The sequence below is a fragment of the Streptomyces albidoflavus genome, from assembly GCF_000719955.1.
GTDB lineage: Bacteria > Actinomycetota > Actinomycetes > Streptomycetales > Streptomycetaceae > Streptomyces > Streptomyces albidoflavus.
Genome location: NZ_JOII01000049.1, coordinates 12,799 through 34,699 on the forward strand (window position 1 = coordinate 12,799; position 21,901 = coordinate 34,699).

Sequence of the window (21,901 nt, forward strand, 5' to 3'; positions counted from 1 at the left end):
AGGAGCCCACGCCATGGCCATCGAGGTCCGCATCCCGACCATCCTCCGCACCTACACCGACGGCGCCAAGACCGTCGAAGGCAGCGGCACCACGCTGGCCGAGCTGATCGACGACCTGGAGACACGGCACGCGGGGATCAAGGAGCGCATCGTCGACGGCGACCAGCTCCGCCGCTTCGTCAACGTCTACCTGAACGACGAGGACGTCCGCTTCCTCGACTCCATCGACACCAAGGTCGCCGACGGGGACAACGTCACCATCCTCCCGGCCGTCGCCGGCGGCTCCGCGGCGCTCTGATGCGCTACGACTCCCCGCTCGCGGCCGTCGGGAACACCCCGCTGGTCCGGCTCCCGAGGCTGTCGCCCTCCGACGACGTACGGATCTGGGCGAAGCTGGAGGACCGCAACCCCACCGGCTCCGTCAAGGACCGCCCGGCCCTGCACATGGTCGAGCAGGCCGAGAAGGACGGCCGGCTCACCCCGGGCTGCACCATCCTGGAGCCGACCAGCGGCAACACCGGCATCTCGCTCGCCATGGCGGCCAGGCTCAAGGGCTACCGCATCGTCTGCGTCATGCCGGAGAACACCTCCCAGGAACGGCGCGACCTGCTCGCCATGTGGGGCGCGGAGATCGTCTCCTCCCCGGCCGCCGGCGGCTCCAACACCGCAGTACGGGTCGCCAAGGAACTGGCCGCCGAGCACCCGGACTGGGTCATGCTCTACCAGTACGGCAACCCGGACAACGCCGGCGCCCACTACGCCACCACCGGCCCCGAGATCCTCGCCGACCTCCCCTCGGTCACCCACTTCGTGGCCGGGCTCGGCACCACCGGCACCCTGATGGGCGTCGGCCGGTACCTGCGCGAGCAGAAGCCCGGTGTCGCGATCGTCGCCGCCGAACCCCGGTACGACGACGTGGTCTACGGGCTGCGCAACCTCGACGAGGGGTTCGTCCCCGAGCTGTACGACGCCTCCGTCCTCACCAGCCGGTTCTCGGTCGGCTCCGCCGACGCGGTCAGCCGCACCCGGGAACTGCTCCAGCAGGAAGGCATCTTCGCCGGCGTCTCCACCGGCGCCGCCCTGCACGCCGCCATCGGCGTCGGCCGCAAGGCCGTCAAGGCCGGCGAGAGCGCCGACATCGTCTTCGTCGTCGCCGACGGCGGCTGGAAGTACCTCTCCACCGGCGTCTACACCGCCGCCACCACCGAAGAGGCGATCGAGACCCTGTACGGCCAGCTCTGGGCCTGATCCCCTCCGCCACCCCGGCCGGGCTCCCGCGCGGAGCCCGGCCGTACGTGTCCGCGCACTGGGCGCACCCCCCTTTCCGCCGCCGCGCCACGCCCGGGCAGGACCGGCCCGCACACCGTCCGACCCCGCGCTCCCGCCGCACTCCGAACCGGTGACACGCCAGGTGAGTTGCCCCACAACCGGCCGACGCGTGGGACCTCGCGCCCCTTTCGGCCCGTAGTCTCGACGGACCCGCACGACCCCCCGGTCCGTATCAGACAGCGCGGAGGTTCCAGCTCCATGAAGCTCACCGTCGTCGGCTGCTCCGGGTCGTTTCCCTCCGCGGAATCGGCCTGTTCGAGCTACCTCGTAGAGGCCGACGGCTTCCAGCTGCTCCTCGACATGGGCAACGGCGCCCTCGGCGAGCTGCAGCGCCACACCGGTCTCTACGACCTCGACGCGGTCTTCCTCAGCCATCTCCACGCCGACCACTGCATCGACATGTGCGCCTACTTCGTCGCCCGGTACTACCGGCACGGGGACGGCCCCTGCGACGCGCTGCCGGTGTACGGCCCCGAAGGCACCCAGCAGCGGCTCATCACCGCCTACGGCGACAGCTCCGCCGAACACATGCCGGAGGTCTTCGACTTCCGCACCCTCAAGGAAGACGCCTTCGACCTGGGCCCCTTCCGGATCCGCACCGTCCGGGTCCCGCACCCCGTCGAGGCGTACGCGATCCGCGTCGAGCACGACGGCCGGTCGCTGACCTACTCCGGGGACACCGGGCCCTGCGCCGAACTCGACGCCCTCGCGGCCGGCACCGACCTCTACCTCTGCGAGGCGGCGTTCACGCACGGCAAGGAGAACATCCCCGACCTGCACCTCAACGGCCGCGAGGCGGGCGAGTCCGCCCAGCGCGCCGGCGCGGGCCGGCTGCTCCTCACCCACATCCCGCCGTGGACCGACCCGCGCACCAACCTCACCGACGCCCGCGAGGTCTACGACGGCCCGGCCGCACTGGCCGAACCCGGCGTCACGTACACGGTCTGAGGCGACTGCCGCGGACGGCGGCGGCCACCGGGAAACCTCCTGGCGGCCGCCGCCGTCCGTCCTCTACGCTCCCGCCCATGGGCATCTCCGTGAGCTGATCGCGCCGCACCGGCCGCGCACACCGCCGCTCCCCGTACGAGACCGGGGGCCGGGCGGACTGCCGCCGATCCCGCGCCCGCGACCTTCCGGCACTCAGCTCAGGAGCAGCGTCACCATGCCCCGTACCCCCGCACCCCGCCCCTCCGCCTCCCCGGCGCTCGACGCCCGCGTCGCCCTGCTGCGCCGGGCCGCGCACGCCGAACCCCGGCTCGAAGGCGTCCTCCTCTACGGCTCCTGGACCACCGGGGAGGCCGACGCGTACTCGGACATCGAGGCGTACCTCTTCCTCGGGGAGGGGCACGCCGACAGCTTCGACGGGCCCGGCTTCCTGCGGGCGCTCGGCCGGCCGGCGCTCGCCCACACCAACCAGTTCGGCATCCTGGCCGTGGTCTTCGAGGACGACCTGATGCGGGGCGAGTTCCACTTCGAGGAGGCCGGGGCCGGGATCGCGGCCGTCGAGGGCTGGCAGGGGATGGTCCACCTGCCCGACCCGGACGCCGCCGTCCTCCTCGACCGCACCGGGCGGCTCACCGAGGCCGCCGCCCGGCTCACCGCGCCGCTCGCCCCCGAACCGGTGGAGAGCGCCGCCCACCTCACCGGCGAGCTGGCCAACTGGACCCTGATGCTCGCCCACCTCCTCGCCCGCCGCGAGGACGCCCGCGCCCACAACCTGCTGCACGCCATGGTCGCCCCGCTCCAGCTCAAGCTCTGCCGCCTGCTGCGCGGGACCACCGACCACTGGCTGACCCCGAGCCGCGCCGCGGAAGAGGATCTGCCCGCCGCCGACCTCGCCCGGTACACCGCCACCACCGCCCCCCTGGAGGCGGCCGCCCTGCGCGCCGCTGCCCGCGCCTCCTGGCAGTGGTCGCGGGAGCTGGCCGCCGAGGCGCACGGCCGGTGGGGGACACCGGTGCCGGAGGCGCTGCACGCGCGGATCGCGGGGGTGCTGGCCCGGGACTGACGGGGTCACGCCTTGGTGGTGTCCTCGACCTCCTCCTCGTCCTCCCGGCCCGGGGTCTTCAGGTCGAGCTTGGTGATGAGGACGCGGAAGACCACGTAGTAGACGACGGCGAAGGCGAGGCCGATCGGGATGATGAGCCAGGGTTTGGTCGCCAGGCCCCAGTTGATGACGTAGTCGATCAGGCCCGCCGAGAAGCTGAAGCCGTCGTGGACGCCGAACGCCCAGGTCACCGCCATCGACACACCGGTCAGCAGGGCGTGGATGACGTAGAGGACCGGGGCGATGAAGAGGAAGGAGTACTCCAGCGGCTCGGTGATGCCGGTGACGAAGGAGGTCAGGCCGACCGAGAGCATCAGGCCGCCGACCTCCTTACGGCGGTGCGGCTTGGCCGAGTGGGCGATGGCGAGGGCGGCGGCCGGCAGGGCGAACATCATGATCGGGAAGAAGCCCGAGGTGAACTGGCCGGCCGTCGGGTCGCCCGCCAGGAAGCGGGTGATGTCACCGTGCACGACCTGGCCGTCCGGGGTGGTGTAGCTGCCGAACTGGAACCAGATGGGCACGTTGAGGAACTGGTGCAGGCCGATCACCAGCAGCGCCCGGTTGGCGACGCCGAAGATGCCCGCGCCCCACGAGCCGAGCCCGATCAGCCAGTCGCTGAAGCTCTCCAGGCCGTCACCGATCGGCGGCCAGATCCACAGGCAGATCGCGGCGAAGGCGATGGCGACGAAGGCCATGATGATCGGCACCAGGCGGCGCCCGTTGAAGAAGCCCAGCCAGTCCACCAGCCTCGTCCGGTGGAACCGCTGCCAGAAGTAGGCGGCGAGCAGGCCGATCACGATGCCGCCGAAGACCCCGGGGTTCTGGTACTCGTACGCCACCACCGAGCCGTCCGCCGCCTGGCACCCCGCCAGCACGTCCTTGGTGTCGGCCGGGCAGTCCTTCGGGAACTGCTGGAGCACGTTGTAGTAGACGAGGAAGCCGGCGACCGCCGCCAGCGCGGTCGAGCCGTCCGCCTTCTTCGCCATGCCGATGGCGACGCCCACGCAGAAGAGCAGCGGCAGCCCGATGTTCGGGTCGAGCAGGCCCCCGCCCGCCCCCGCCATCACCTTGGCGACGCCCGTCCAGCCCAGCCCCTCGTCGCCGAAGACGTCCGGCTGGCCGAGCCGGTTGAGGATGCCGGCCGCCGGCAGGACGGCGATCGGGAGCTGGAGGCTGCGGCCCATCTTCTGGAGGCCCTGGAAGAGGCTGTTCCACCATCGCTTGCGGGGGAGCGCCTCGTTCGCCGTACTCATCGGCTTCCTCCCTGCGCGGACGGCCGGCCCGCTGTCGCCTGCTGGTGACCGCCATCCTTCGGGACGTCAGGTTTCCCCGCCCGCGAAGTTGGGCCAACCGTGCGCTAACGTGACAAACCGGACCGGTCGGGACCGGTCGGCGCCCGCACACCCCGAGGGAGAACCCATGGCCAGCAAGGCTGAGAAGATCGTCGCCGCGCTCGGCGGCATCGACAACATCGACGAGGTCGAAGGCTGCATCACCCGCCTGCGCACCGAGGTCCACGACCCGTCCAAGGTCGACGAAGCCGCGCTCAAGGCCGCGGGCGCCCACGGCGTCGTCAAGATGGGCACCGCCGTCCAGGTCGTCATCGGCACCGACGCCGACCCCATCGCCGCCGACATCGAGGACCTGATGTAGCGAGCGGAGCGGTACGCCTCCAGGGCCGTCCCCGGCGCGGGGCGGCCCCGCCGTCGTGCGCCGGCCACCGGGGGAGCACCGGGCGCCGCCGACCGCGTAGGCTCCTCGCCATGGATCGCATCGACGGCCGCACGCCCGCCCAGCTTCGCCCCCTGACCATCGAACGCAGCTGGAGCAAGCACGCGGAAGGCTCCGTACTGGTCGCCTTCGGCGACACCAAGGTCCTCTGCACCGCCTCCTTCACCGAGGGCGTCCCGCGCTGGCGCAAGGGCAGCGGCGAGGGCTGGGTCACCGCCGAGTACTCGATGCTGCCGCGCGCCACCAACACCCGCGGCGACCGTGAGTCCGTCCGCGGCAAGATCGGCGGGCGCACCCACGAGATCTCCCGCCTCATCGGCCGCTCGCTGCGCGCCGTCATCGACTACAAGGCGCTCGGCGAGAACACGATCGTCCTCGACTGCGACGTCCTCCAGGCCGACGGCGGCACCCGCACCGCCGCCATCACCGGCGCCTACGTCGCGCTGGCCGACGCCATCTCCTGGGCCCAGGGCAAGAAGATCATCAAGCCCGGCCGCAAGCCCCTGACCGGCAGCGTCGCCGCCGTCAGCGTCGGCATCGTCGGCTCCACCCCGCTCCTGGACCTCTGCTACGAGGAGGACGTGCGCGCCGAGACCGACATGAACGTGGTCTGCACCGGCGACGGGCGGTTCGTCGAGGTCCAGGGCACCGCCGAAGGCGCCCCCTTCGACCGCACCGAGCTGGACGCCCTGCTCGACCTGGGCGCCACCGGCTGCGCCGACCTGACGAAGGGGCAGCTCGCCGCCCTCGCGGAATGAGCCCCGCGTTCGGGGGTACCGGGTAAAGAAACAACCAAGTCGCACGGCAACCGGAGCACCCTCCCGGGCGTCCCCACGTATGCGGGCCGGCACCGGCCGGTTCCGCACCGACGCCCGGGAGAGGAACCCCCATGCCTACGAGCCGCCGCCTCGCCACCGCGACCGCCGGTGCCGCCCTGCTCGTCCCCCTCCTGCTGGGATGCGGCGCGCTGGAGAAGGCGGCCGACTGCGTGCGCACCGCCGACCGGATAGCCGACTCCGTCGCCGACCTCCAGCGGGCCGCCGACGGAGCCGCCGAGGACCCCCAGCAGGCCTCCGAGGCGCTCGACCGGATCGACAAGAACGTCGACGACATCCAGAAGGACACCGGCGACGCCGACGTCAAGAAGGCCGTAGACCACCTCGACACGGCCGTGGGGAACGTCCGGGCCTCCCTGGAGAAGGGGGACGAAGTCCCCGATGTCAGTCCGGTGGTGGATGCCGCGGGCGAGCTGACCAAGGTGTGCACGCCGTAGCGGCGTGGGGTGGGGGGGGCCTCAAGCGCCGGCCGGGCTGATCTTTCGGCTGGGCTCCGGCTCCACGGCGCCGGTCACCGATGGCCTCAAGCGCCGGCCGGGCTTGGAAGGTGGCCTCAAGCGCCGGCTGGGCTTGGAAGGTGGCCTCAAGCGCCGGCCGGGCTCGAAGTGGCTGATCGGCCGTCGTTGATCGGCAGGCTGAGCTTCGAGCCGGGTAAGACTCAGCCCGGCCGGCGCTTGAGGCCAGTCAGTGACCGGCACCCCGGAGCCGGAGCCGGAGCCCAGGACAGCCCGGCCGGCGCTTGAGGCCACCCGTGGGCCATGTCCGATACTGAGGACATGACCCGCCTGATTCTCGCCACCCGGAACACCGGAAAGATCACCGAGCTGCGCGCGATCCTCGCCGACGCCGGCCTCTCCCACGAACTCGTCGGCGCCGACGCCTACCCGGAGATCCCCGACGTCAAGGAGACCGGCGTCACCTTCGCCGAGAACGCCCTGCTCAAGGCGCACGCCCTGGCCCAGGCGACGGGCCTGCCCGCGGTCGCCGACGACTCCGGCCTCTGCGTCGAGGTGCTCGGCGGCGCCCCAGGCATCTTCTCCGCCCGCTGGGCCGGCCGGCACGGCGACGACCAGGCCAACCTCGACCTGCTCCTCGCCCAGCTCTCCGACATCGACGACCCCCAACGCGCCGCCTACTTCGCCTGCGCCGCCGCCCTCGCCCTCCCCGACGGCACCGAACGCGTCGTCGAGGGCCGCCTCACCGGCACCCTCCGCCACGCCCCCGCAGGCACCCACGGCTTCGGCTACGACCCGATCCTCCAGCCCGACGGCGAAACCCGCACCTGCGCCGAACTCACCCCGGCCGAAAAAAACGCCATCAGCCACCGAGGCAAGGCCTTCCGCGCCCTCGCCCCAATCGTCCAAGAACTCCTCGGCTAACCCGCTCCCTTCACGCCCGCCCCATCCAGCCCGGCCGGCGTTTGAGGCCATCTTTGACCGGCAGGTCCCATCCGGAGCCCGACCAATCCCAGCCCGGCCGGCGCTTGAGGCCATCTTTCCGAGCCCGGCCGGCGCTTGAGGCCAAAGAGCCCGGCCGGCGTTTGAGGCCACCCCTTTCGGCCGGCCAAGAGGCAGGCGGGAAAAGGAAAAACCCGGACCACCGCGAGGTGGCCCGGGTTGTGCGGCCGGAGGGACTCGAACCCTCACGGGCGAAGCCCACTGGGACCTAAACCCAGCTCGTCTGCCAGTTCCGACACGGCCGCGAGCAGCGCCATCCTACCGGCACCCCCCACGCCCCCGGCAGGGCTAGAACTTGGGATCGGGCGACTGCGCGTCGAGGATCTCCCGAGCCTCCTCCTCGGTCGCCACCGAGGGCGGCGACCCGGCGAGCGGCCGGTGCGCCGTCTCCTTCATGCAGGCCACCGCGATGATCCCGACCAGCGAGGCCGCCATCGCGTAGTACGCGGGCATCATGTCGTCCCCGGTCAGCCCGATGAGCCCGGTGATGACCAGCGGGGTGGTCCCGCCGAAGAGCGAGGCGGAGAGGTTGTAGCCGACGGAGAGCGACCCGTACCGCACCGGCGTCGGGAAGAGCGCCGGGAGCGCCGCCGACATGGTGCCGAGCAGGCAGACCAGCGAGAGGCCGAGCATCAGCATGCCGCCCGAGACGGCGAGCAGGCTGCCCTGCTTGACCAGCAGGAACGAGGGGATGGAGAGGAAGAAGAAGCTGATCATGCCGGTCATGAGCAGTGGCTTGCGCCCGAAGCGGTCACTGAGTTTGCCGACCTGGTTGATGATCAGCATCAGCAGCACCATCACGCCGATGAGGATCAGCAGCCCGTGGCTCTCGTCGTACCCCATCTCGTCCGAGAGGTACGTCGGCATGTACGACAGCAGCATGTAGTCGGTGATGTTGTACGCGCCGACCAGGGCGATGCAGAGGATCAGCGAGGGCCAGTAGCGGCGGAAGATCTTCGCCAGGTCGCCCTTGTGGGTGGTCTCGACGCCGTCGGCGGCCTCGGAGGCGTGGGCGGAGGTGCCGTCCTCCAGCTTCTGGAAGGCGGGGGTCTCGTCCAGCTTGAGCCGCAGGTAGATGCCGACGAAGCCCAGCGGCCCGGCGACCAGGAACGGGATGCGCCACCCCCAGCTCTCCATCGCCCCGTCGTCCAGCACCGCGTAGAGCGCGGTGACCAGGCCGGCGGCGCCGGTGTAGCCGAGCAGGGTGCCCAGCTCCAGGAAGCTGCCGAAGAAGCCGCGCCGCTTGTCGGGGGCGTACTCGGCGATGAAGGTCGAGGCGCCGCCGTACTCGCCGCCGGTGGAGAAGCCCTGCACCAGCCGGAAGAGGATCAGCAGCAGCGGCGCCCAGAAGCCGATCGAGGCGTACGAGGGGATCAGGCCGATGCAGAAGGTGCCCAGCGCCATCAGGATCATCGTCAGCGCGAGGACCTTCTTGCGGCCCAGCCGGTCGCCCATCGGGCCGAAGAACATGCCGCCCAGCGGCCGTACCAGGAAGGCGACGGCGAAGGTGGCGAACGAGGAGAGCAGCTGCACCGTGTCGTTCCCGGACGGGAAGAAGACATGGCCGATGGTGACCGCGAGGTAGGAGTAGATCCCGAAGTCGAACCACTCCATGGCGTTGCCGAGGGAGGCGGCTTTCACGGCCCGCTTGACGGCCCGCTCGTCGGTGACGGTGATGTCGCTCCGCCGCAGCCTGGGATTCCTGCGCTGCCGCGCGGCACGGAAGAGGCGGGGATGCCGTTTGACCGCCTCGGGGTCGCCCCCGGTCTGCGGGCCGGTATCGGCCATGGCTGCTCCCTTTCCCTCGGTGGTGGTTCCAGGGACTGCTTCTGCGCCCAGATCGCAGGCGCAAACCGCCACGCCGGAAAAGTGTCGCCCCCTCACAGAACCCGCGCGACCCCGTCGCGTCTGAGTGGCTGACGCGGCGGGGCCGGGAGGAGGGGGCGGGAAGGGGGTCGCTCAGACGCCGAGGTCCCGCATGATCTTGGCGACGTGGCCGGTGGCCTTGACGTTGTAGAAGGCGTGCTCGACGGTGCCGTCCTCGCCGACCACGACCGTGGAGCGGATCACGCCCGTCACCGTCTTGCCGTAGAGCTTCTTCTCGCCGAAGGCGCCGTACGCGGCCAGCGTCTCCTTGGAGGGGTCGCCGACCAGCGTGACCTTGAGGTCCTCCTTCTCGCGGAACTTCGCGAGCTTCTCCGGCTTGTCCGGGGAGACGCCGATCACGTCGTACCCGGCGCTCGCCAGCGCGTCCAGGTTGTCGGTGAAGTCGCACGCCTGCTTGGTGCAGCCGGGGGTGAGGGCGGCCGGGTAGAAGTAGACGATGACCTTGCGGCCCTGGTGCGAGGCGAGGGAGACCTCGTTGCCGTCGGCGTCGGGCAGGGTGAAGGCGGGGGCGGTGTCGCCCGGCTTGAGTCGCTCGCTCATGATCGGTCTCCTCGCGGTGCGCGGTTCTGGTTCGTGTTGAGCCTAATAGGGGTGCCGTGGGGTGGGATCAGGCCAGAGCTGACAGACTGTCGACGGACAGAGACGGCTCACGGGATGGTCCGGGTTTCCCCGGGTACCCGGGGACCCATGGGTACGGACGACGACGGAGGCAGCGCGGTGTCGGATGCCAGGACCCCTGCGCAGATCGAGGCGGACATCAAGCGGCGGCGTGACACGCTCGCCGAGACCCTCGACGAGATCGGGGTGCGGGTGCACCCCAAGACGATCGTCGGCGACGCGAAGGCCCAGGTGGCCTCGCGGGTCGACGCGACCCTCGGCCGGGCCTACGTGGGGGTGAACCGCGCCCTGTCCCAGGTGCGCTCCGGTTTCACCCGCGAGGACGGCTCGGTGCGCCCGGAGCGGGTGATCCCGGTGGCGCTGGTCGCGGTCGGCATCGTCGGCCTGGTGGTGGCCTCCTCGCGCCGGGACTCCGGCAAGTAGGGCGCCCGCGCGGGGCCCCCGCCGGCGGCCTGGACCCTTCTCCGCACGGGGGAGCGGGCGCCAGGTAGGTTCGTGGCGTGAGTGAGAACAGCCGGCACGACAAGTTGCCCATCCGGATGCTGCACGACCGCGTACTGGTCCGCACCGACATCCCCGAGGGGGAGCGGCGCTCGACCGGCGGCATCGTCATCCCCGCCACGGCCGCGGTCGGCCGCCGCCTGGGCTGGGCCGAGGTGGTCGCCGTCGGGCAGAACGTCCGCGCGGTCGAGCCCGGGGACCGGGTGCTGTACGACCCCGAGGATCGCGCCGAGGTCGAGGTCCGTGGCGTCGCGTACGTCCTGATGCGCGAGCGCGACCTGCACGCCGTCGCCGCCGACCGCTTCGAGGGGTCGGAGGACGCGACGGGGCTCTACCTGTAGCGGAAGCGGGAGCAGGGCTTTCGGCCCGGCTGCCGGTGACCGAGGTCACCGGGGGCCGGGCCCGCTTTTTGCTACCGTGGAGACACCCGACGAGACGCGCCGTACCGGGCTGGCAAAGACGACGCACCCCCGTTGATCCCGCGTTTCTCGGAGGTGCCCCCGTGGCCTGGATACTGCTGCTCGTCGCCGGTCTGCTCGAAGTCGGCTGGTCGATCGGGATGAAGTACACCGAAGGATTCACCCGGCTCTGGCCGAGCGTCTTCACCGCCGCCGGCATCGTCGCCAGCATGGTGCTGCTCGCCCAGGCCGCCAGGACCCTGCCGATCGGCACCGCCTACGGCGTCTGGGTCGGCATCGGCGCCGCCGGTGCCGCCATCCTCGGCATGCTGGTCCTCGGCGAACCGGCGACCGCCGCCCGCATCTTCTTCGTCTGCCTGCTGATCGTGGCCGTGGTCGGGCTGAAGCTGACCTCGGGCCACTAGCGGCACCTTCGGAGAAAGCCCCCGCCTGTCCGACAGGCGGGGGCTTTTCGCGTACCGGGGAGGCCGGGCGTCAGCCCGCCTGCGGCGGGTCGAGGTCCGGGGTGGCGAGCGGGGCCAGGGTCTCGCGCGGTTCGCGGGCGGGGGCCGGGGCCGGGGTGTCCGGGGCCGGTTCGCCGGGCGGGGCCGGGTCGCCGTTGCGGCCCGGGTCCTCCTCCATGCCCGGCGGGACCTCGGTGTCGCCGCCCGATTCGCTCGGGGAGTCGCCCCCGGGCTCGCGGGACGAGGAGCCGTCCCCGTCCGGCTCGCCGGAGGCGTCCGGGTCCCGGGGGCCCCGGGAGGCCGCGCCCGTCTCGCTGGGGGAGGCGGTGGGGGAGTCCTCGGCCGAGCGGTCCGCGTCGAGCTGGAAGTCGCGCACCGGCTGCCCGGCCAGCGCGGCCCGGGTGAACTGGGCCCAGATCTCGGCCGGGGGCCCGCCGCCGTTGATGCGGGGCAGGCCCAGGGCGCCGTAGAGCGGGGTGTGGGCGCCGGACTTCGGGTCCTGGCCCATCACGGCGATCACCGTGGTCAGGTCCGGGGTGTACCCTGCGAACCAGGCGGCCGTGTCCTCCTCGGCCGTACCCGTCTTGCCGGCCGCCGGACGCCCGGCCTCGCGGGCCGCCATGCCGGTGCCGCCGCGGACCACGCTGCGCAGCACCTCGGTGGTGGTGTCGGCGGCCCGCCGGGTCACCGCGCCCTGGACGCGCTCCTGGGGCAGCTCCAGCTTCTCGCCGAGATGGCTGATCTCCTGGACCAGCCGGTGGGAGCGGTGGCGGCCGTGGTCGGCGAGGGTCGCGTACGCCTCGGCCATGTCGAGGACGCTGGCGGTGGCGGTGCCCAGGGCGATGGAGGGGTACGGCTGGAGGTCCGGGGTCGCCTTCGGCAGGCCCAGCGCGATGGCGGTGTCCTTGACCTTCTCGGGGCCGACGTCGACGGCGAGCTGGGCGTAGACCGCGTTGACGGAGCGGTCGGTGGCGACCTTCAGGGTGATGTCGCCGTAGTCCCGCTCGTCCTCGTTCTCCGGCTCGTAGGGGCCGCCGGTCCATCCCTCGACGCGGCGCTTGTTGGTGCCGTCGTAGCGGGCGTTGGGGTTGATGGTGCGGCCGTCCTGGGTGCGGGCCTTGTGCTGGAGGGCGGCGGTGAGGACGAAGGGCTTGAAGGTGGAGCCGACCTGGTAGTCGCGGCGGGTCGCGTTGTTGACGTACTGCTCGGTGTAGTCGATGCCGCCGTACATGGCGAGGACCTTGCCGGTGTCCGGGTCGATGGCGACGCCGCCGGCGCGGACGTTCCGGTCGGCCTTGCGCTCCTTCTTGTCGAGCTTGGAGATCAGCTTGTCGTCGACCGCCTTCACCAGGGCGTCCTGGTGGCCCTTGACCAGGGTGGTGGTGATCCGGTGGCCGCCCTTGGCCAGCTGCGCCTCGCTGACGACGCCGTGGGAGACCAGGTACGCGTCGACCGCCTGCACCAGGTAGCCGCGCTGGCCGGAGAGGCCGCGCGGGAGGTGCTGCTCGTCGGGGGTGGGGAAGGAGAGGCGGGCGCGGCCCGACTCGGTGAGCCAGTTCTCCTTGACCATGCCGTCCAGCACGTAGTTCCAGCGGGCCTCGGCGCGGGAGCGGTTGGCGGGCTGGGCGATCACGTCGTAGGCGCTGGGGGCGTTGAGGAGCGAGGCGAGGTAGGCGCCCTGGGCGGTGTTCAGGTCGCGGGCGTCGATGCCGTAGTACGCCTGGGCGGCGGCCTGGATGCCGTAGGCGTTGCGGCCGAAGTAGCTGGTGTTGAGGTACCCCTCCAGGATCTCGTCCTTGGAGGTCTCGCGGTCCAGCTTGATCGCGATGAAGAACTCCTTGGCCTTGCGGGTGACGGTCTGGTCCTGGTCCAGGTAGTAGTTCTTGACGTACTGCTGGGTGATGGTGGAACCGGACTGCTTGCCCTTGCCGGTGACGGTCTTCCAGGCGCCGCGGATCATCGCCTGCGGGTCGACGGCCGAGCCGGTGTAGAAGTCCCGGTCCTCGGCGGCGAGGACGGCGTGCCGTACCGGCTTGGGGAGGTCGGAGAGGGAGATGTTCTCGCGGTTGACGTCGCCGTCGCTGGCGAGCTGGGTGCCGTCGGCGTACAGGTAGACGTTGGACTGCTGGGTGGCGGCGGCGTTGGCGGCCGGGATGTCGACCAGCAGGTAGCCGACGAGGAAGCCGCCGCAGACCAGCACCACCAGGGCGAGGAACGAGCCCAGCACCAGCCGCCAGCTCGGCAGGAACCTGCGGATGCCGCGCTTCCGCGGCCCGCCCGCGTCCGGGTCGCGCTCCTCCCATCCGGGCCAGCGCTGCCGCTCCTCGTCCGCGCCGTCCGGCTGCTGCCGCTCCTCGCTCATGACTCCCCGATCCCGAATTGCCCGGTACGCCTTTTATGTCACTTTCGCATCATGCGTTCCGCCACGCCGACCGGCACGCGCCCGCACATCGAAAAGCCGTGGCGACCGGTACCGGTCCGCCCCTAAGCTCTTGCCCTTTGGCGCCAAAGCGGTGCCGGTCGTACCGAAAGCGGACATCGCCCGTTCGGCGGGCGTGTCACGGGGGAACGGAGCAGCAGCCAGATGGCCCACGGCCCAGGAAGGGCGGCGCTGTACGCGGCGGTGGCCGCCAAGGGGTTCCGGCGGTACGCCACCTACCGGGCGGCCACCCTCGCCGGAATCTTCACCAACACCGTCTTCGGCGTGATCCTCGCCCAGACCTACCTCGCCCTCTGGGCCGAACGCCCCGGACTCGGCGGCTACGACCAGGCGCAGGCCCTCACCTTCGTGTGGATCGGGCAGTCCCTTCACATGGCCGTCGCCGCGATGGGCGGGGGCTCGGAGGAAGAGCTGATGGAACGCATCCGTTCGGGTGACATCGCCGTCGACCTCTACCGCCCCGTCGACCTGCAACTCTGGTGGCTCGCCCAGGACGCCGGCCGCGCCTGCTTCCAGCTCTTCGCCCGCGGCGCCCTGCCGCTCGCCTTCGGCGCCCTCGTCTTCGACCTCGCCCTGCCCGCCTCGCCCGGCACCTGGATCGCCTTCCTCACCGCGGTCGCCCTCGGCCTCCTGGTCAGCTTCGGCATCCGCTACCTGGTGGCACTGAGCGCCTTCTGGCTGCTGGACGGCGCGGGCGTCGGCCAGCTCGCCTGGCTGGTCGGCATGTTCTTCTCCGGCATGATGCTGCCGCTCAACGTCTTCCCCGGCCTGCTCGGCGAGGTCGCCCGGGTGCTGCCCTGGTCCTCGATCCTCCAGCTCCCGGCCGACGTCCTCCTCGGCGTCCACACCGGCACCGGCCTGCTCGGCGTCTACGCCTTCCAGCTCGCCTGGGCGGCGGCGCTGCTGGCCGCCGGACGCGCCCTGCAGAGCCTCGCGACCCGCCGGGTGGTGGTCCAGGGTGGCTGACCCCGCCGCGCCCCCGCGCCCCGCGCCCGACCCCGTCGACGCCCGGTTCGGCTCCCCGCTCACCGAGGGGCTGCGCACCTACCGGCTGGTCGTCGCCATGTGGGTCCGCTCCACCCTCACCTACCGGGCCTCCTTCGCCATGGCCCTCTGCGTCGCCGTCGTCGCCAACGGCCTCGACTTCGTCGCGATCCTGCTGATGTTCTCCCACGTCGACCGGCTCGGCGGCTTCACCCTCGGCGAGGTCGCCTTCCTCTACGGCACCTCCGCCACCGCCTTCGGCCTCGCCCACCTCACCGTCGGCTCCATGGACCGGCTCGGCCGCCGCATCCGCGACGGCTCCCTGGACACCCTGCTGGTCCGCCCCGTCCCCGTCCTCGCCCAGCTCGCCGCCGACCGCTTCGCCCTGCGCCGCCTCGGCCGCATCACCCAGGGCGCGCTCGTCCTCGCGTACGCGCTGACCGTGCTGGAGATCGACTGGACCGCCACCAGGCTCCTGATGGTCCCGATGATGCTGGTCAGCGGGGCAGCCCTGTTCGGCGCGCTCTTCGTCGCCGGGGCCGTCTTCCAGTTCTACGCCCAGGACGCGGCCGAGGTGCAGAACGCCTTCACCTACGGCGGCACCACCCTGCTCCAGTACCCGCCGACCGTCTTCACCAGGGAACTGGTCGCCTCGGTGACCTTCGTGCTGCCGCTGGCCTTCGTCAACTGGGTGCCCGCCTCCTACGTCCTGGACCGCCCGCTGCCGCTCGGCCTGCCCGTCCAGGCGGCCTTCGCCCCGCCGCTGGTGGCCGCCGTCTGCTGCGTGGCGGCGGGGCTGCTGTGGCGGGTCGGGCTCAGGGCGTACCGCTCGACCGGAAGCTGACGACCCACCCACCCCGCCCCACCGAGACACAGGAGAGAGAACAGCGATGGACGCGACGGAGCGACCGGTGGCCGACCTGCCCGCACAGCGCGACGGCCAGGAGGTGATCCACCTCGACCGGGTCGAGAAGGTCTTCGAGGTGCGCCGCAGGGCCGGCCTGCTGCGGCGGGAGAAGCGCGAGGTCAGAGCCGTCGACGGGCTCTCCTTCTCGGTGGGGCGCGGCGAGGTGGTCGGCTTCGTCGGGCCCAACGGCGCGGGCAAGTCCACCACCATCAAGATGCTCACCGGCATCCTGACCCCGAGCGCCGGCACCCTGCGCGTCGCGGGCGTCGAACCCGCCCGCGACCGGGCCCGGCTCGCCCGCCGTATCGGCGTCGTCTTCGGCCAGCGCACCACCCTCTGGTGGGACCTGCCGCTGCTCGACTCGTACCAGCTCATCCACCGCATGTACCGCGTCCCCGACGCCCGTTACCGGGAGAACCTCGACCGGTGCGTCGAACTCCTCGGCCTCGGCGACCTGCTGGACGTCCCCGTACGGCAGCTCTCCCTCGGCCAGCGGATGCGCGGCGACATCGCGGCGGCCCTCCTGCACGATCCCGAGGTGCTGTACCTGGACGAGCCGACCATCGGCCTCGACGTCGTCTCCAAGGCCAACGTCCGGCACTTCCTCGCCGACCTCAACGCCGAACGCGGCACCACCGTCCTGCTCACCACCCACGACCTCACCGACATCGAGCAGCTCTGCCGCCGCGTCATGGTCATCGACCACGGCCGCCTCATGTACGACGGCGAGGTCGCCGGGCTCCACCGGATCGCCGAGGTGGAGCGCACCCTCGTCGTCGACCTCGCCACCGAGATGGCGCCCATCGCGCTGGAGTCGGCCCGCACCGTCAAGGTCGAGGGCCCCCGCCAGTGGCTCGCCTTCCCGGCCGGGCAGCCGGCCGCGCCGATCGTCGCCGAGATCGCCGCCGGATGGCCGCTGGTCGACCTCTCCCTCCGCGAACCCGACATCGAGGACGTCATCTCCCTGATGTACGCGGGGCGTTCGGCCGGCTGAGGGCGGTCGGCCCTGTCCCGGCGAGCCCTCCGCCTCATAGGGTGACCCGCATGAGTGAAGAGCTGCCCGAACTCCGCGCCTCCGACGACGACCGGGAGAAGGTCGCCGAACGGCTCCGCGACGCCATGGCCGAAGGCCGCCTGGACATGGACGAGTTCGGGGAACGACTCGACGCCGTCTACCGGGCGCGCACCTACGCCGAACTGGAACCCCTCACCCGCGACCTGCCCGCCACCGGGAGCGGCGCGCCCGCCGCCCGTCCCGGTGCCGAGTCCGGCGGGGAGAACTGGCCCGCCCGGATCGGCGGCACCGGGGACGCCCGCTGGGGCATCGGCGTGCTCTCCGGCTTCCAGCACACCGGCCGGTGGACCGTGCCCGCCCGCTTCAAGGCGATCGCCTTCTGGGGCGGCGGCCAGCTCGACCTGCGCGAGGCCCGCTTCGAGTCCCGCGAGACGGTCATCGACTGCTGGACGGTGATGGGCGGCGTCAACATCGTCGTGCCGCCCGGCGTCCAGGTCGAGGTGCGCGGGATCGGCATCATGGGCGGCTTCGGGCGCCCGGCCGGCGACGACACCCCCGACCCCGACGCCCCGCGCGTCGTCGTCCGCGGCTTCGCCTTCTGGGGCGGCGTCGGCACCGAGCGCAAGCCGACCCGCGCCCAGCGGCGCCTGGAGAAGGAGCGCCGCCGGGGCGAGGGGGAGGACCGCAAGGAACTGGGCTGAGGCGGGCCGCGCCCGGTCAGAGCTGGGCCGGGGCCGTCTTCCGCAGCAGCGACAGGTCGAAGGACTCGCCCATCTTCCGGAAGCCCGCGTCGCTCGGGTGCAGGTGGTCCCCGGAGTCGTAGGCGGGGCGCAGCTTCTGCGCGTCGTACGGGTCGCGGACGGCCTTGTCGAAGTCGACGTAGTGGTCGAAGACCTTGCCGGCGCGGATCGCCGCGTTGACCTCCTGGCGCATCCGCTCCTTCTCCGGCGTCCACCCGCGGTGGCCGCCGAAGGGCATGAGGGTGGCGCCGGTGACCCGCAGGCCCCGCTGGTGGGCCTGGCGGGTCAGGTCGCGCAGGCCGTCGGCGATCTCGGCGGCGGAGTTGTCGTGCGGGTTGCGCAGGATGTCGTTGATGCCGAGGGCGACCACCACCCCGCGCACCCCCGACCGGGAGAGCGCGTCCCGCTCGAAGCGGTTGAGGCCGCTGGGGTTGCCGGCCGGGCGGCCGAGGCCGTCGGAGAGCAGGCGGTTGCCGCTGATGCCCTGGTTGACCACGCTCAGGTCGAGGTTGCCGGGCTCGTCGCGCATCCGCTGGGCCAGGACGTCGGTCCAGCGGCGGTTGGCGCCCATGGTCGAGGTGATGCCGTCGGTCAGCGAGTCGCCGAGGACCACCACGGCGCCCTGCGACTCGTTGCTGTAGACGTCCACCGCCGTCACATACCGCCAGAACGGGCTCTGCTGCGTGTACGCCGCGCCCGACTCGTCGTCGGTCCGCTCGCCGCGCGCCACGTAGCTGATCTGGCGGGCGTGCGGGTGGTAGGTGACCGGGCCCGAGGGCGTCGGGCTGAACGTCGTGATCAGCAGGTCCGCGCCGTCGGGGACGCGGATGCGCACCGCGTCGCTGACCCGCTGCTCGCCCGGGGGGATGACGACGTCGCTGCGGCCGTCGAAGGTCAGGGCGCGGAGCGTTCCCGGGGCGGCCGAGGGGTTGTTGGGGGCGGCGGTCAGCGCGACGGAGGCGCGGGTGAGGTTGAGCGGCTGCTGCCCGTAGAGGTTGGAGAGGGTGACGCGGGCGCTGCTGCCCCCGGTGTGGGTGTGCACCACGTTACGGATCGACTGCCCGGCGTAGCCGCGGAGTTCGGTGCCGGGCTCACCGCCGACCGGGGAGGCCGACCACGCCGCGACCCAGCTGCCCGACGAGGCCGGAGCCGCCGAGCTGCGCGGGGTGCGGGCGCCTTGGTCCGCCGACTCGTCGCGGGCGCCGGTCCCGGTCACGCCCAGGTATATGGCGGCCGATATCAGGACGACGATCGCCGCGAGGGCGGCGAGCAAGGCATAACCGTGACGCTTGGTCATGCGCCTGTTACTCCTCGGGCCGGGGGAGCGCCGGGGCTCCGTGTGGATCTTCCATGATGCGTCATGGCGCGGAGAGTCGCGCGGGGCGCCCCCGGAGGGACAGACGCGGCCCGTGCGCGGTCCGTTCCCGCCCGGCGCCGGGGAATCGGGCGATTGCGGGAGCCGGGGGACAAGGGGTGCACCCGGCGTCCCGGAGCGCTGACGGAGGGTGAGATTCCGGTGCGGGGTGTGGGGATTCGTGTGCGGGGGGTCACAACCGGCTGACGGCGGTGTGCCGCGACGGCGCCGCAGGCGGGCGCCGTATCGTGCCGTACGGGGGCCATTCCGGGCGTGACGCGCGGACGGCCGGGTGCAGTGCGGGTCGACGGGACGGGACGCCATGGCAGCAGAGAACGACCGCAGGGGCGAGGGCGCGCGGGCGCCGGGTGGCGGCACGCCGCGCGAGCCCGGTGCGCCCGGGGCGCGAGGCGGCGCCCTGGGCGCCCTCCTCAGCGCCGGAGTGGGCGCCCCCGGCACCGGCGCCGACGCCATGGCGTTCACCGCCGCCGACGAGGAGAAGCGGCGCGGCGTCCGCCGCATGAAGGTCACCGCCACCGGCCTGCTCGTCCTCGTCGCCATCGTCTACGCCCTCGCCACCTGGGCCGAGCACTCCGGCGCCGGCGCCTGGGCCGGGTACGTCGCCGCCGCCGCCGAGGCGGGCATGGTCGGCGCGCTCGCCGACTGGTTCGCCGTCACCGCCCTCTTCCGGCACCCGCTCGGCCTGCCCATCCCGCACACCGCGATCATCCCGCGCAAGAAGGACCAGCTCGGCGCCTCACTCGGCGCCTTCGTCGGCGAGAACTTCCTCTCCCCGGACGTCATCCGCACCCGGCTGCGCGCCCTGCGCCTCGGCAGCCGGGTCGGCGGCTGGCTGGCCGTCCCCGCCAACACCGACCGCGTCACCTCCGAGCTCTCCACCGCCCTGCGCGGCGCCCTCACCGTCCTGCGCGACAACGACGTCCAGGCCATCGTCGGCGAGGCCATCACCCGCCGCGCCGACGCCCAGGAGATCGCGCCGAGCCTCGGCCGGATGCTGGAGCGGATCGTCGAGGACGGCGGCCACCGCCGCGTCGTCGACCTCGTCTGCTCCCGCGCCCACGACTGGCTGGTCCTCCACAGCGACACGGTGATGAACGCCGTCCAGGGCGGCGCCCCCGGCTGGACCCCGCGCTTCGTCGACAAGCGCGTCGGCGAACGCGTCTACAAGGAACTCCTGCGCTTCCTCACCGAGATGCGCGACATGCCCGACCATCCGGCGCGCGCCGCCATCGACACCTTCCTCGCCGACTTCGCCACCGACCTGCGCAGCGACCCCGACACCCGCGCCCGCGTCGAACGCCTCAAGTCCGAGATCATCCACCGCCCCGAGGTCCAGGACCTCATCGCCTCCGCCTGGTCCGCCGTCCGCGCCATGATCGTCGCCGCCGCCGAGGACGAACAGAGCGAACTCCGCCTCCGCGCCCGCGCCGCCCTCCTCTCCCTCGGCAACCGCATGTCCGCCGACCCCCGCCTCCAGGACAAGGTCGACGGCTGGGCCGAATCCGCCGCCGCCTACGTCGTCACCAACTACCGCACCCAGATCACCTCCCTCATCACCGACACCGTCGCCGGCTGGGACGCCGAACACACCTCCCGCAAGATCGAGGCCCACATCGGCCGCGACCTGCAGTTCATCCGGATCAACGGCACGGTGGTGGGATCACTGGCGGGGCTGGTGATTCATACGGTGTCGCGGGGGTTGGGGGCGTAGGGGGCGGGCCGCTCCTGACGGGCGGACCGCACCACCCCCACCAGCACCGCCGCCCCCGCGCACAGCGCCCCCGCTCCCACCCACACTGGGTCGTACGTGCCGAGGGTGTCGCGGGTCAGGCCGCCGAGGTGGGCCATGGCGCCCGCGCCGAGCTGGTGGGCGGCGTTGACCCAGCCGAAGACGACCACGGCGTCCGGGCCGAAGTGGACGCGGCACAGGGCCAGCGTCGGGGGCACCGTCGCCACGTCCAGCAGGCCGAACAGGACGGCGAAGGCCACCAGCGGCACCCCGACCGAAGGGGACCAGAGCAGGGGGAGGGCCACCAAGGTCAGGGCGCGCAGGCCGAAGCAGGCGGCCAGGACGCGGCGGGGGTCGACGCGGTCGGTGAGGCGGCCGGCGGCGATGGTCCCGGCCACGTTGAAGATGCCGACCAGGGCCAGCAGGGTCGAGGCCGAGGTGGCGGGCATGCTGTGGTCGTGGGCGGCCGGGGTGAAGTGGTTCCAGAGCAGGCCGTTGGTGGAGGCTCCGCAGACCGCGAAGACCCCGGCGAGCAGCCAGAACGCCGGGCGGCGGGTGGCGGCGGCGAGGACGCGCAGGGCCCGGCTGACGACCTGGGAGGCGCCGCCTGTGCCGGGCGCCCGCGACGACTGGGCCTGTACCGCCGCCCGCGCGCCCCGCGGCAGCGCCAGGGCGCACGCCGCCACCAGGCCCGCCGCGCCCGCCAGCCCCCACGCGGCCGCCTGCCACCCGTACCCCTCGACCACCCGGGACAGTACGGGCAGGAAGACGAACTGCCCGACCACCCCCGCCGCCGTCAGCAGGCCCGCGACGAGGCCGCGCCGTCCGGCCCCGGCCCGTTCCGCGACGCTCGCCGCCAGCGCGGTCGAGGCCGCGCCGGTTCCGAGCCCCACGCCCAGGCCCCAGGCCGCCGCCACCTGCGCCGGTGAGCCGGCCAGCGCCGTTCCGGCCGCTCCGGCCCCGGCCAGCACCAGCGCGCCCACGACGACGCGACGCACCCCGAGCCGGTCCATCAGTGCCGCCGCGAACGGCGCCGTCACCCCGTACAGCACCATGCTGATCGCGAACGCCACCCCGATCGACGCCCGTGACCAGCCGCGTTCCTCGTGCAGCGGGACGAGGAGCAGCCCGCCGAAGGTCGTGAACGCCCCGGCCGTGACGATCGCCGCGCCCGCCACGGCGACGACGGTCCAGCCATGGGCCGCCCGGCCCTGTTCCGGCTCTTGACGCGATGAGGAAATTGCCATGCCCCGACCATCCCGCCGGGCCCCGCGGACGCGTCAGTGGCCAGATGGACAGCTAACAGAAGATTACGGCCACGAGTGGCCGGGCAGAGTCGCAGAGCCTCTCTCCTGGCCCCTCCCCCTCCACGACCCGCACGCCCCACCCCCGCCAGGCCGCCCCGACTGAGCCGCCCCCCGCCGGCCGCCCCGACGACAGGAC

General features: G+C 72.5%; 22 protein-coding genes, 1 tRNA gene and 1 riboswitch. Of the genes, 16 read left to right on the plus strand and 7 right to left on the minus strand.

What is annotated here, in order from left to right; translation table 11 throughout:
- Positions 1-13 precede the first annotated feature (13 nt).
- From IF45_RS0129340 to IF45_RS0129355, 4 genes are all read left to right on the plus strand, one after another.
- A complete protein-coding gene (locus IF45_RS0129340) occupies positions 14-298 on the plus strand; it encodes a MoaD/ThiS family protein (protein ID WP_003950563.1) in 285 nt (94 codons plus the stop codon).
- Entirely contained in the window at positions 298-1,248 is a 951-nt protein-coding gene (locus IF45_RS0129345; protein WP_030310547.1) for a PLP-dependent cysteine synthase family protein, read from the plus strand. Before IF45_RS0129340 ends, IF45_RS0129345 begins: the two co-directional genes overlap by 1 nt.
- A gap of 279 nt (positions 1,249-1,527) precedes the next feature.
- The gene (locus IF45_RS0129350; RefSeq protein WP_003950565.1) at positions 1,528-2,277 is read left to right on the plus strand and encodes an MBL fold metallo-hydrolase; all 750 of its coding nucleotides are present in this window, start codon (positions 1,528-1,530) and stop codon (positions 2,275-2,277) included.
- Between the two features lie 214 nt (positions 2,278-2,491).
- The gene (locus tag IF45_RS0129355; RefSeq protein WP_030310549.1) at positions 2,492-3,337 is read left to right on the plus strand and encodes a DNA polymerase subunit beta; all 846 of its coding nucleotides are present in this window, start codon (positions 2,492-2,494) and stop codon (positions 3,335-3,337) included.
- A gap of 5 nt (positions 3,338-3,342) precedes the next feature.
- Here the strand turns inward: IF45_RS0129355 and IF45_RS0129360 are convergent, their stop codons facing one another.
- Positions 3,343-4,629, minus strand: coding sequence for a PTS transporter subunit EIIC (locus tag IF45_RS0129360; RefSeq protein WP_003950567.1), 1,287 nt, complete (start codon positions 4,627-4,629; stop codon positions 3,343-3,345).
- Here IF45_RS0129360 and IF45_RS34160 point away from each other — a divergent pair.
- The 4 genes from IF45_RS34160 (at position 4,511) to rdgB (ending at position 7,322) form a co-directional block, all read left to right on the plus strand.
- Entirely contained in the window at positions 4,511-5,029 is a 519-nt protein-coding gene (locus IF45_RS34160; RefSeq protein ID WP_256251054.1) for a PTS sugar transporter subunit IIB, read from the plus strand. The two genes, IF45_RS0129360 and IF45_RS34160, sit on opposite strands and share 119 nt — an antisense overlap.
- A gap of 110 nt (positions 5,030-5,139) precedes the next feature.
- Positions 5,140-5,865: a ribonuclease PH gene (gene rph, locus IF45_RS0129370; RefSeq protein WP_003950569.1), complete on the plus strand. Its 726-nt coding sequence runs from the start codon at positions 5,140-5,142 to the stop codon at positions 5,863-5,865.
- Positions 5,866-5,996: 131 nt separating this feature from the next.
- Complete coding sequence (locus tag IF45_RS0129375; RefSeq protein ID WP_003950570.1) at positions 5,997-6,380, plus strand: syntaxin family protein; 384 nt, start codon at positions 5,997-5,999, stop codon at positions 6,378-6,380.
- Positions 6,381-6,719: 339 nt separating this feature from the next.
- Positions 6,720-7,322, plus strand: a complete 603-nt coding sequence (gene rdgB / locus IF45_RS0129380; RefSeq protein ID WP_030310551.1) for an RdgB/HAM1 family non-canonical purine NTP pyrophosphatase — start codon at positions 6,720-6,722, stop codon at positions 7,320-7,322.
- A 240-nt stretch (positions 7,323-7,562) separates the two neighbouring features.
- On the opposite strand, the gene IF45_RS0129385 is transcribed toward rdgB, so the two are convergent.
- The 3 genes from IF45_RS0129385 to bcp all read right to left on the minus strand — a co-directional run bounded on the left by IF45_RS0129385 (position 7,563) and on the right by bcp (position 9,827).
- Positions 7,563-7,645, minus strand: a tRNA-Leu gene (locus tag IF45_RS0129385).
- Positions 7,646-7,688: 43 nt separating this feature from the next.
- Positions 7,689-9,188 (minus strand): glycine betaine/L-proline transporter ProP, encoded by a 1,500-nt coding sequence (proP, locus tag IF45_RS0129390; protein ID WP_003950572.1) that lies wholly within the window; start codon positions 9,186-9,188, stop codon positions 7,689-7,691.
- A gap of 171 nt (positions 9,189-9,359) precedes the next feature.
- Complete coding sequence (gene bcp, locus IF45_RS0129395; protein ID WP_003950573.1) at positions 9,360-9,827, minus strand: thioredoxin-dependent thiol peroxidase; 468 nt, start codon at positions 9,825-9,827, stop codon at positions 9,360-9,362.
- A 147-nt stretch (positions 9,828-9,974) separates the two neighbouring features.
- Here bcp and IF45_RS0129400 point away from each other — a divergent pair, with 147 nt between their 5' ends.
- The 3 genes from IF45_RS0129400 (at position 9,975) to IF45_RS0129410 (ending at position 11,229) form a co-directional block, all read left to right on the plus strand.
- On the plus strand, positions 9,975-10,328 hold the full coding sequence (locus IF45_RS0129400; RefSeq protein ID WP_010642676.1) for a DUF3618 domain-containing protein: 354 nt from the start codon (positions 9,975-9,977) through the stop codon (positions 10,326-10,328).
- A 77-nt stretch (positions 10,329-10,405) separates the two neighbouring features.
- On the plus strand, positions 10,406-10,747 hold the full coding sequence (locus IF45_RS0129405; RefSeq protein ID WP_003950575.1) for a GroES family chaperonin: 342 nt from the start codon (positions 10,406-10,408) through the stop codon (positions 10,745-10,747).
- Positions 10,748-10,812: 65 nt separating this feature from the next.
- Positions 10,813-10,875, plus strand: a riboswitch (guanidine-III (ykkC-III) riboswitch).
- A 33-nt stretch (positions 10,876-10,908) separates the two neighbouring features.
- A complete protein-coding gene (locus IF45_RS0129410) occupies positions 10,909-11,229 on the plus strand; it encodes a DMT family transporter (protein WP_003950576.1) in 321 nt (106 codons plus the stop codon).
- Between the two features lie 70 nt (positions 11,230-11,299).
- Here IF45_RS0129410 and IF45_RS0129415 read toward each other — a convergent pair whose 3' ends face one another.
- Positions 11,300-13,630, minus strand: coding sequence for a transglycosylase domain-containing protein (locus tag IF45_RS0129415; RefSeq protein WP_030310553.1), 2,331 nt, complete (start codon positions 13,628-13,630; stop codon positions 11,300-11,302).
- 222 nt (positions 13,631-13,852) lie between these two features.
- Between IF45_RS0129415 and IF45_RS0129420 the strand changes: the two genes are divergently transcribed.
- From IF45_RS0129420 to IF45_RS0129435, 4 genes are read left to right on the plus strand one after another with little or no spacing between them, the layout of a single operon-like run.
- On the plus strand, positions 13,853-14,674 hold the full coding sequence (locus IF45_RS0129420) for an ABC transporter permease (RefSeq protein WP_030310555.1): 822 nt from the start codon (positions 13,853-13,855) through the stop codon (positions 14,672-14,674).
- Positions 14,667-15,536: an ABC transporter permease gene (locus IF45_RS0129425; protein WP_030310556.1), complete on the plus strand. Its 870-nt coding sequence runs from the start codon at positions 14,667-14,669 to the stop codon at positions 15,534-15,536. Before IF45_RS0129420 ends, IF45_RS0129425 begins: the two co-directional genes overlap by 8 nt.
- Positions 15,537-15,582: 46 nt before the next feature.
- A complete protein-coding gene (locus IF45_RS0129430) occupies positions 15,583-16,593 on the plus strand; it encodes an ABC transporter ATP-binding protein (protein ID WP_030310559.1) in 1,011 nt (336 codons plus the stop codon).
- 50 nt (positions 16,594-16,643) lie between these two features.
- Entirely contained in the window at positions 16,644-17,315 is a 672-nt protein-coding gene (locus IF45_RS0129435; RefSeq protein ID WP_030310560.1) for a DUF1707 SHOCT-like domain-containing protein, read from the plus strand.
- Between the two features lie 16 nt (positions 17,316-17,331).
- Here IF45_RS0129435 and IF45_RS0129440 read toward each other — a convergent pair whose 3' ends face one another.
- A complete protein-coding gene (locus tag IF45_RS0129440) occupies positions 17,332-18,651 on the minus strand; it encodes an SGNH/GDSL hydrolase family protein (RefSeq protein WP_030310561.1) in 1,320 nt (439 codons plus the stop codon).
- Positions 18,652-19,030: 379 nt separating this feature from the next.
- Here IF45_RS0129440 and IF45_RS0129445 point away from each other — a divergent pair, with 379 nt between their 5' ends.
- Entirely contained in the window at positions 19,031-20,440 is a 1,410-nt protein-coding gene (locus tag IF45_RS0129445; protein ID WP_030310562.1) for a DUF445 domain-containing protein, read from the plus strand.
- On the opposite strand, the gene IF45_RS0129450 is transcribed toward IF45_RS0129445, so the two are convergent.
- A complete protein-coding gene (locus IF45_RS0129450; protein WP_030310564.1) occupies positions 20,410-21,636 on the minus strand; it encodes an MFS transporter in 1,227 nt (408 codons plus the stop codon). The genes IF45_RS0129445 and IF45_RS0129450 overlap by 31 nt on opposite strands.
- Positions 21,637-21,901 lie beyond the last annotated feature (265 nt).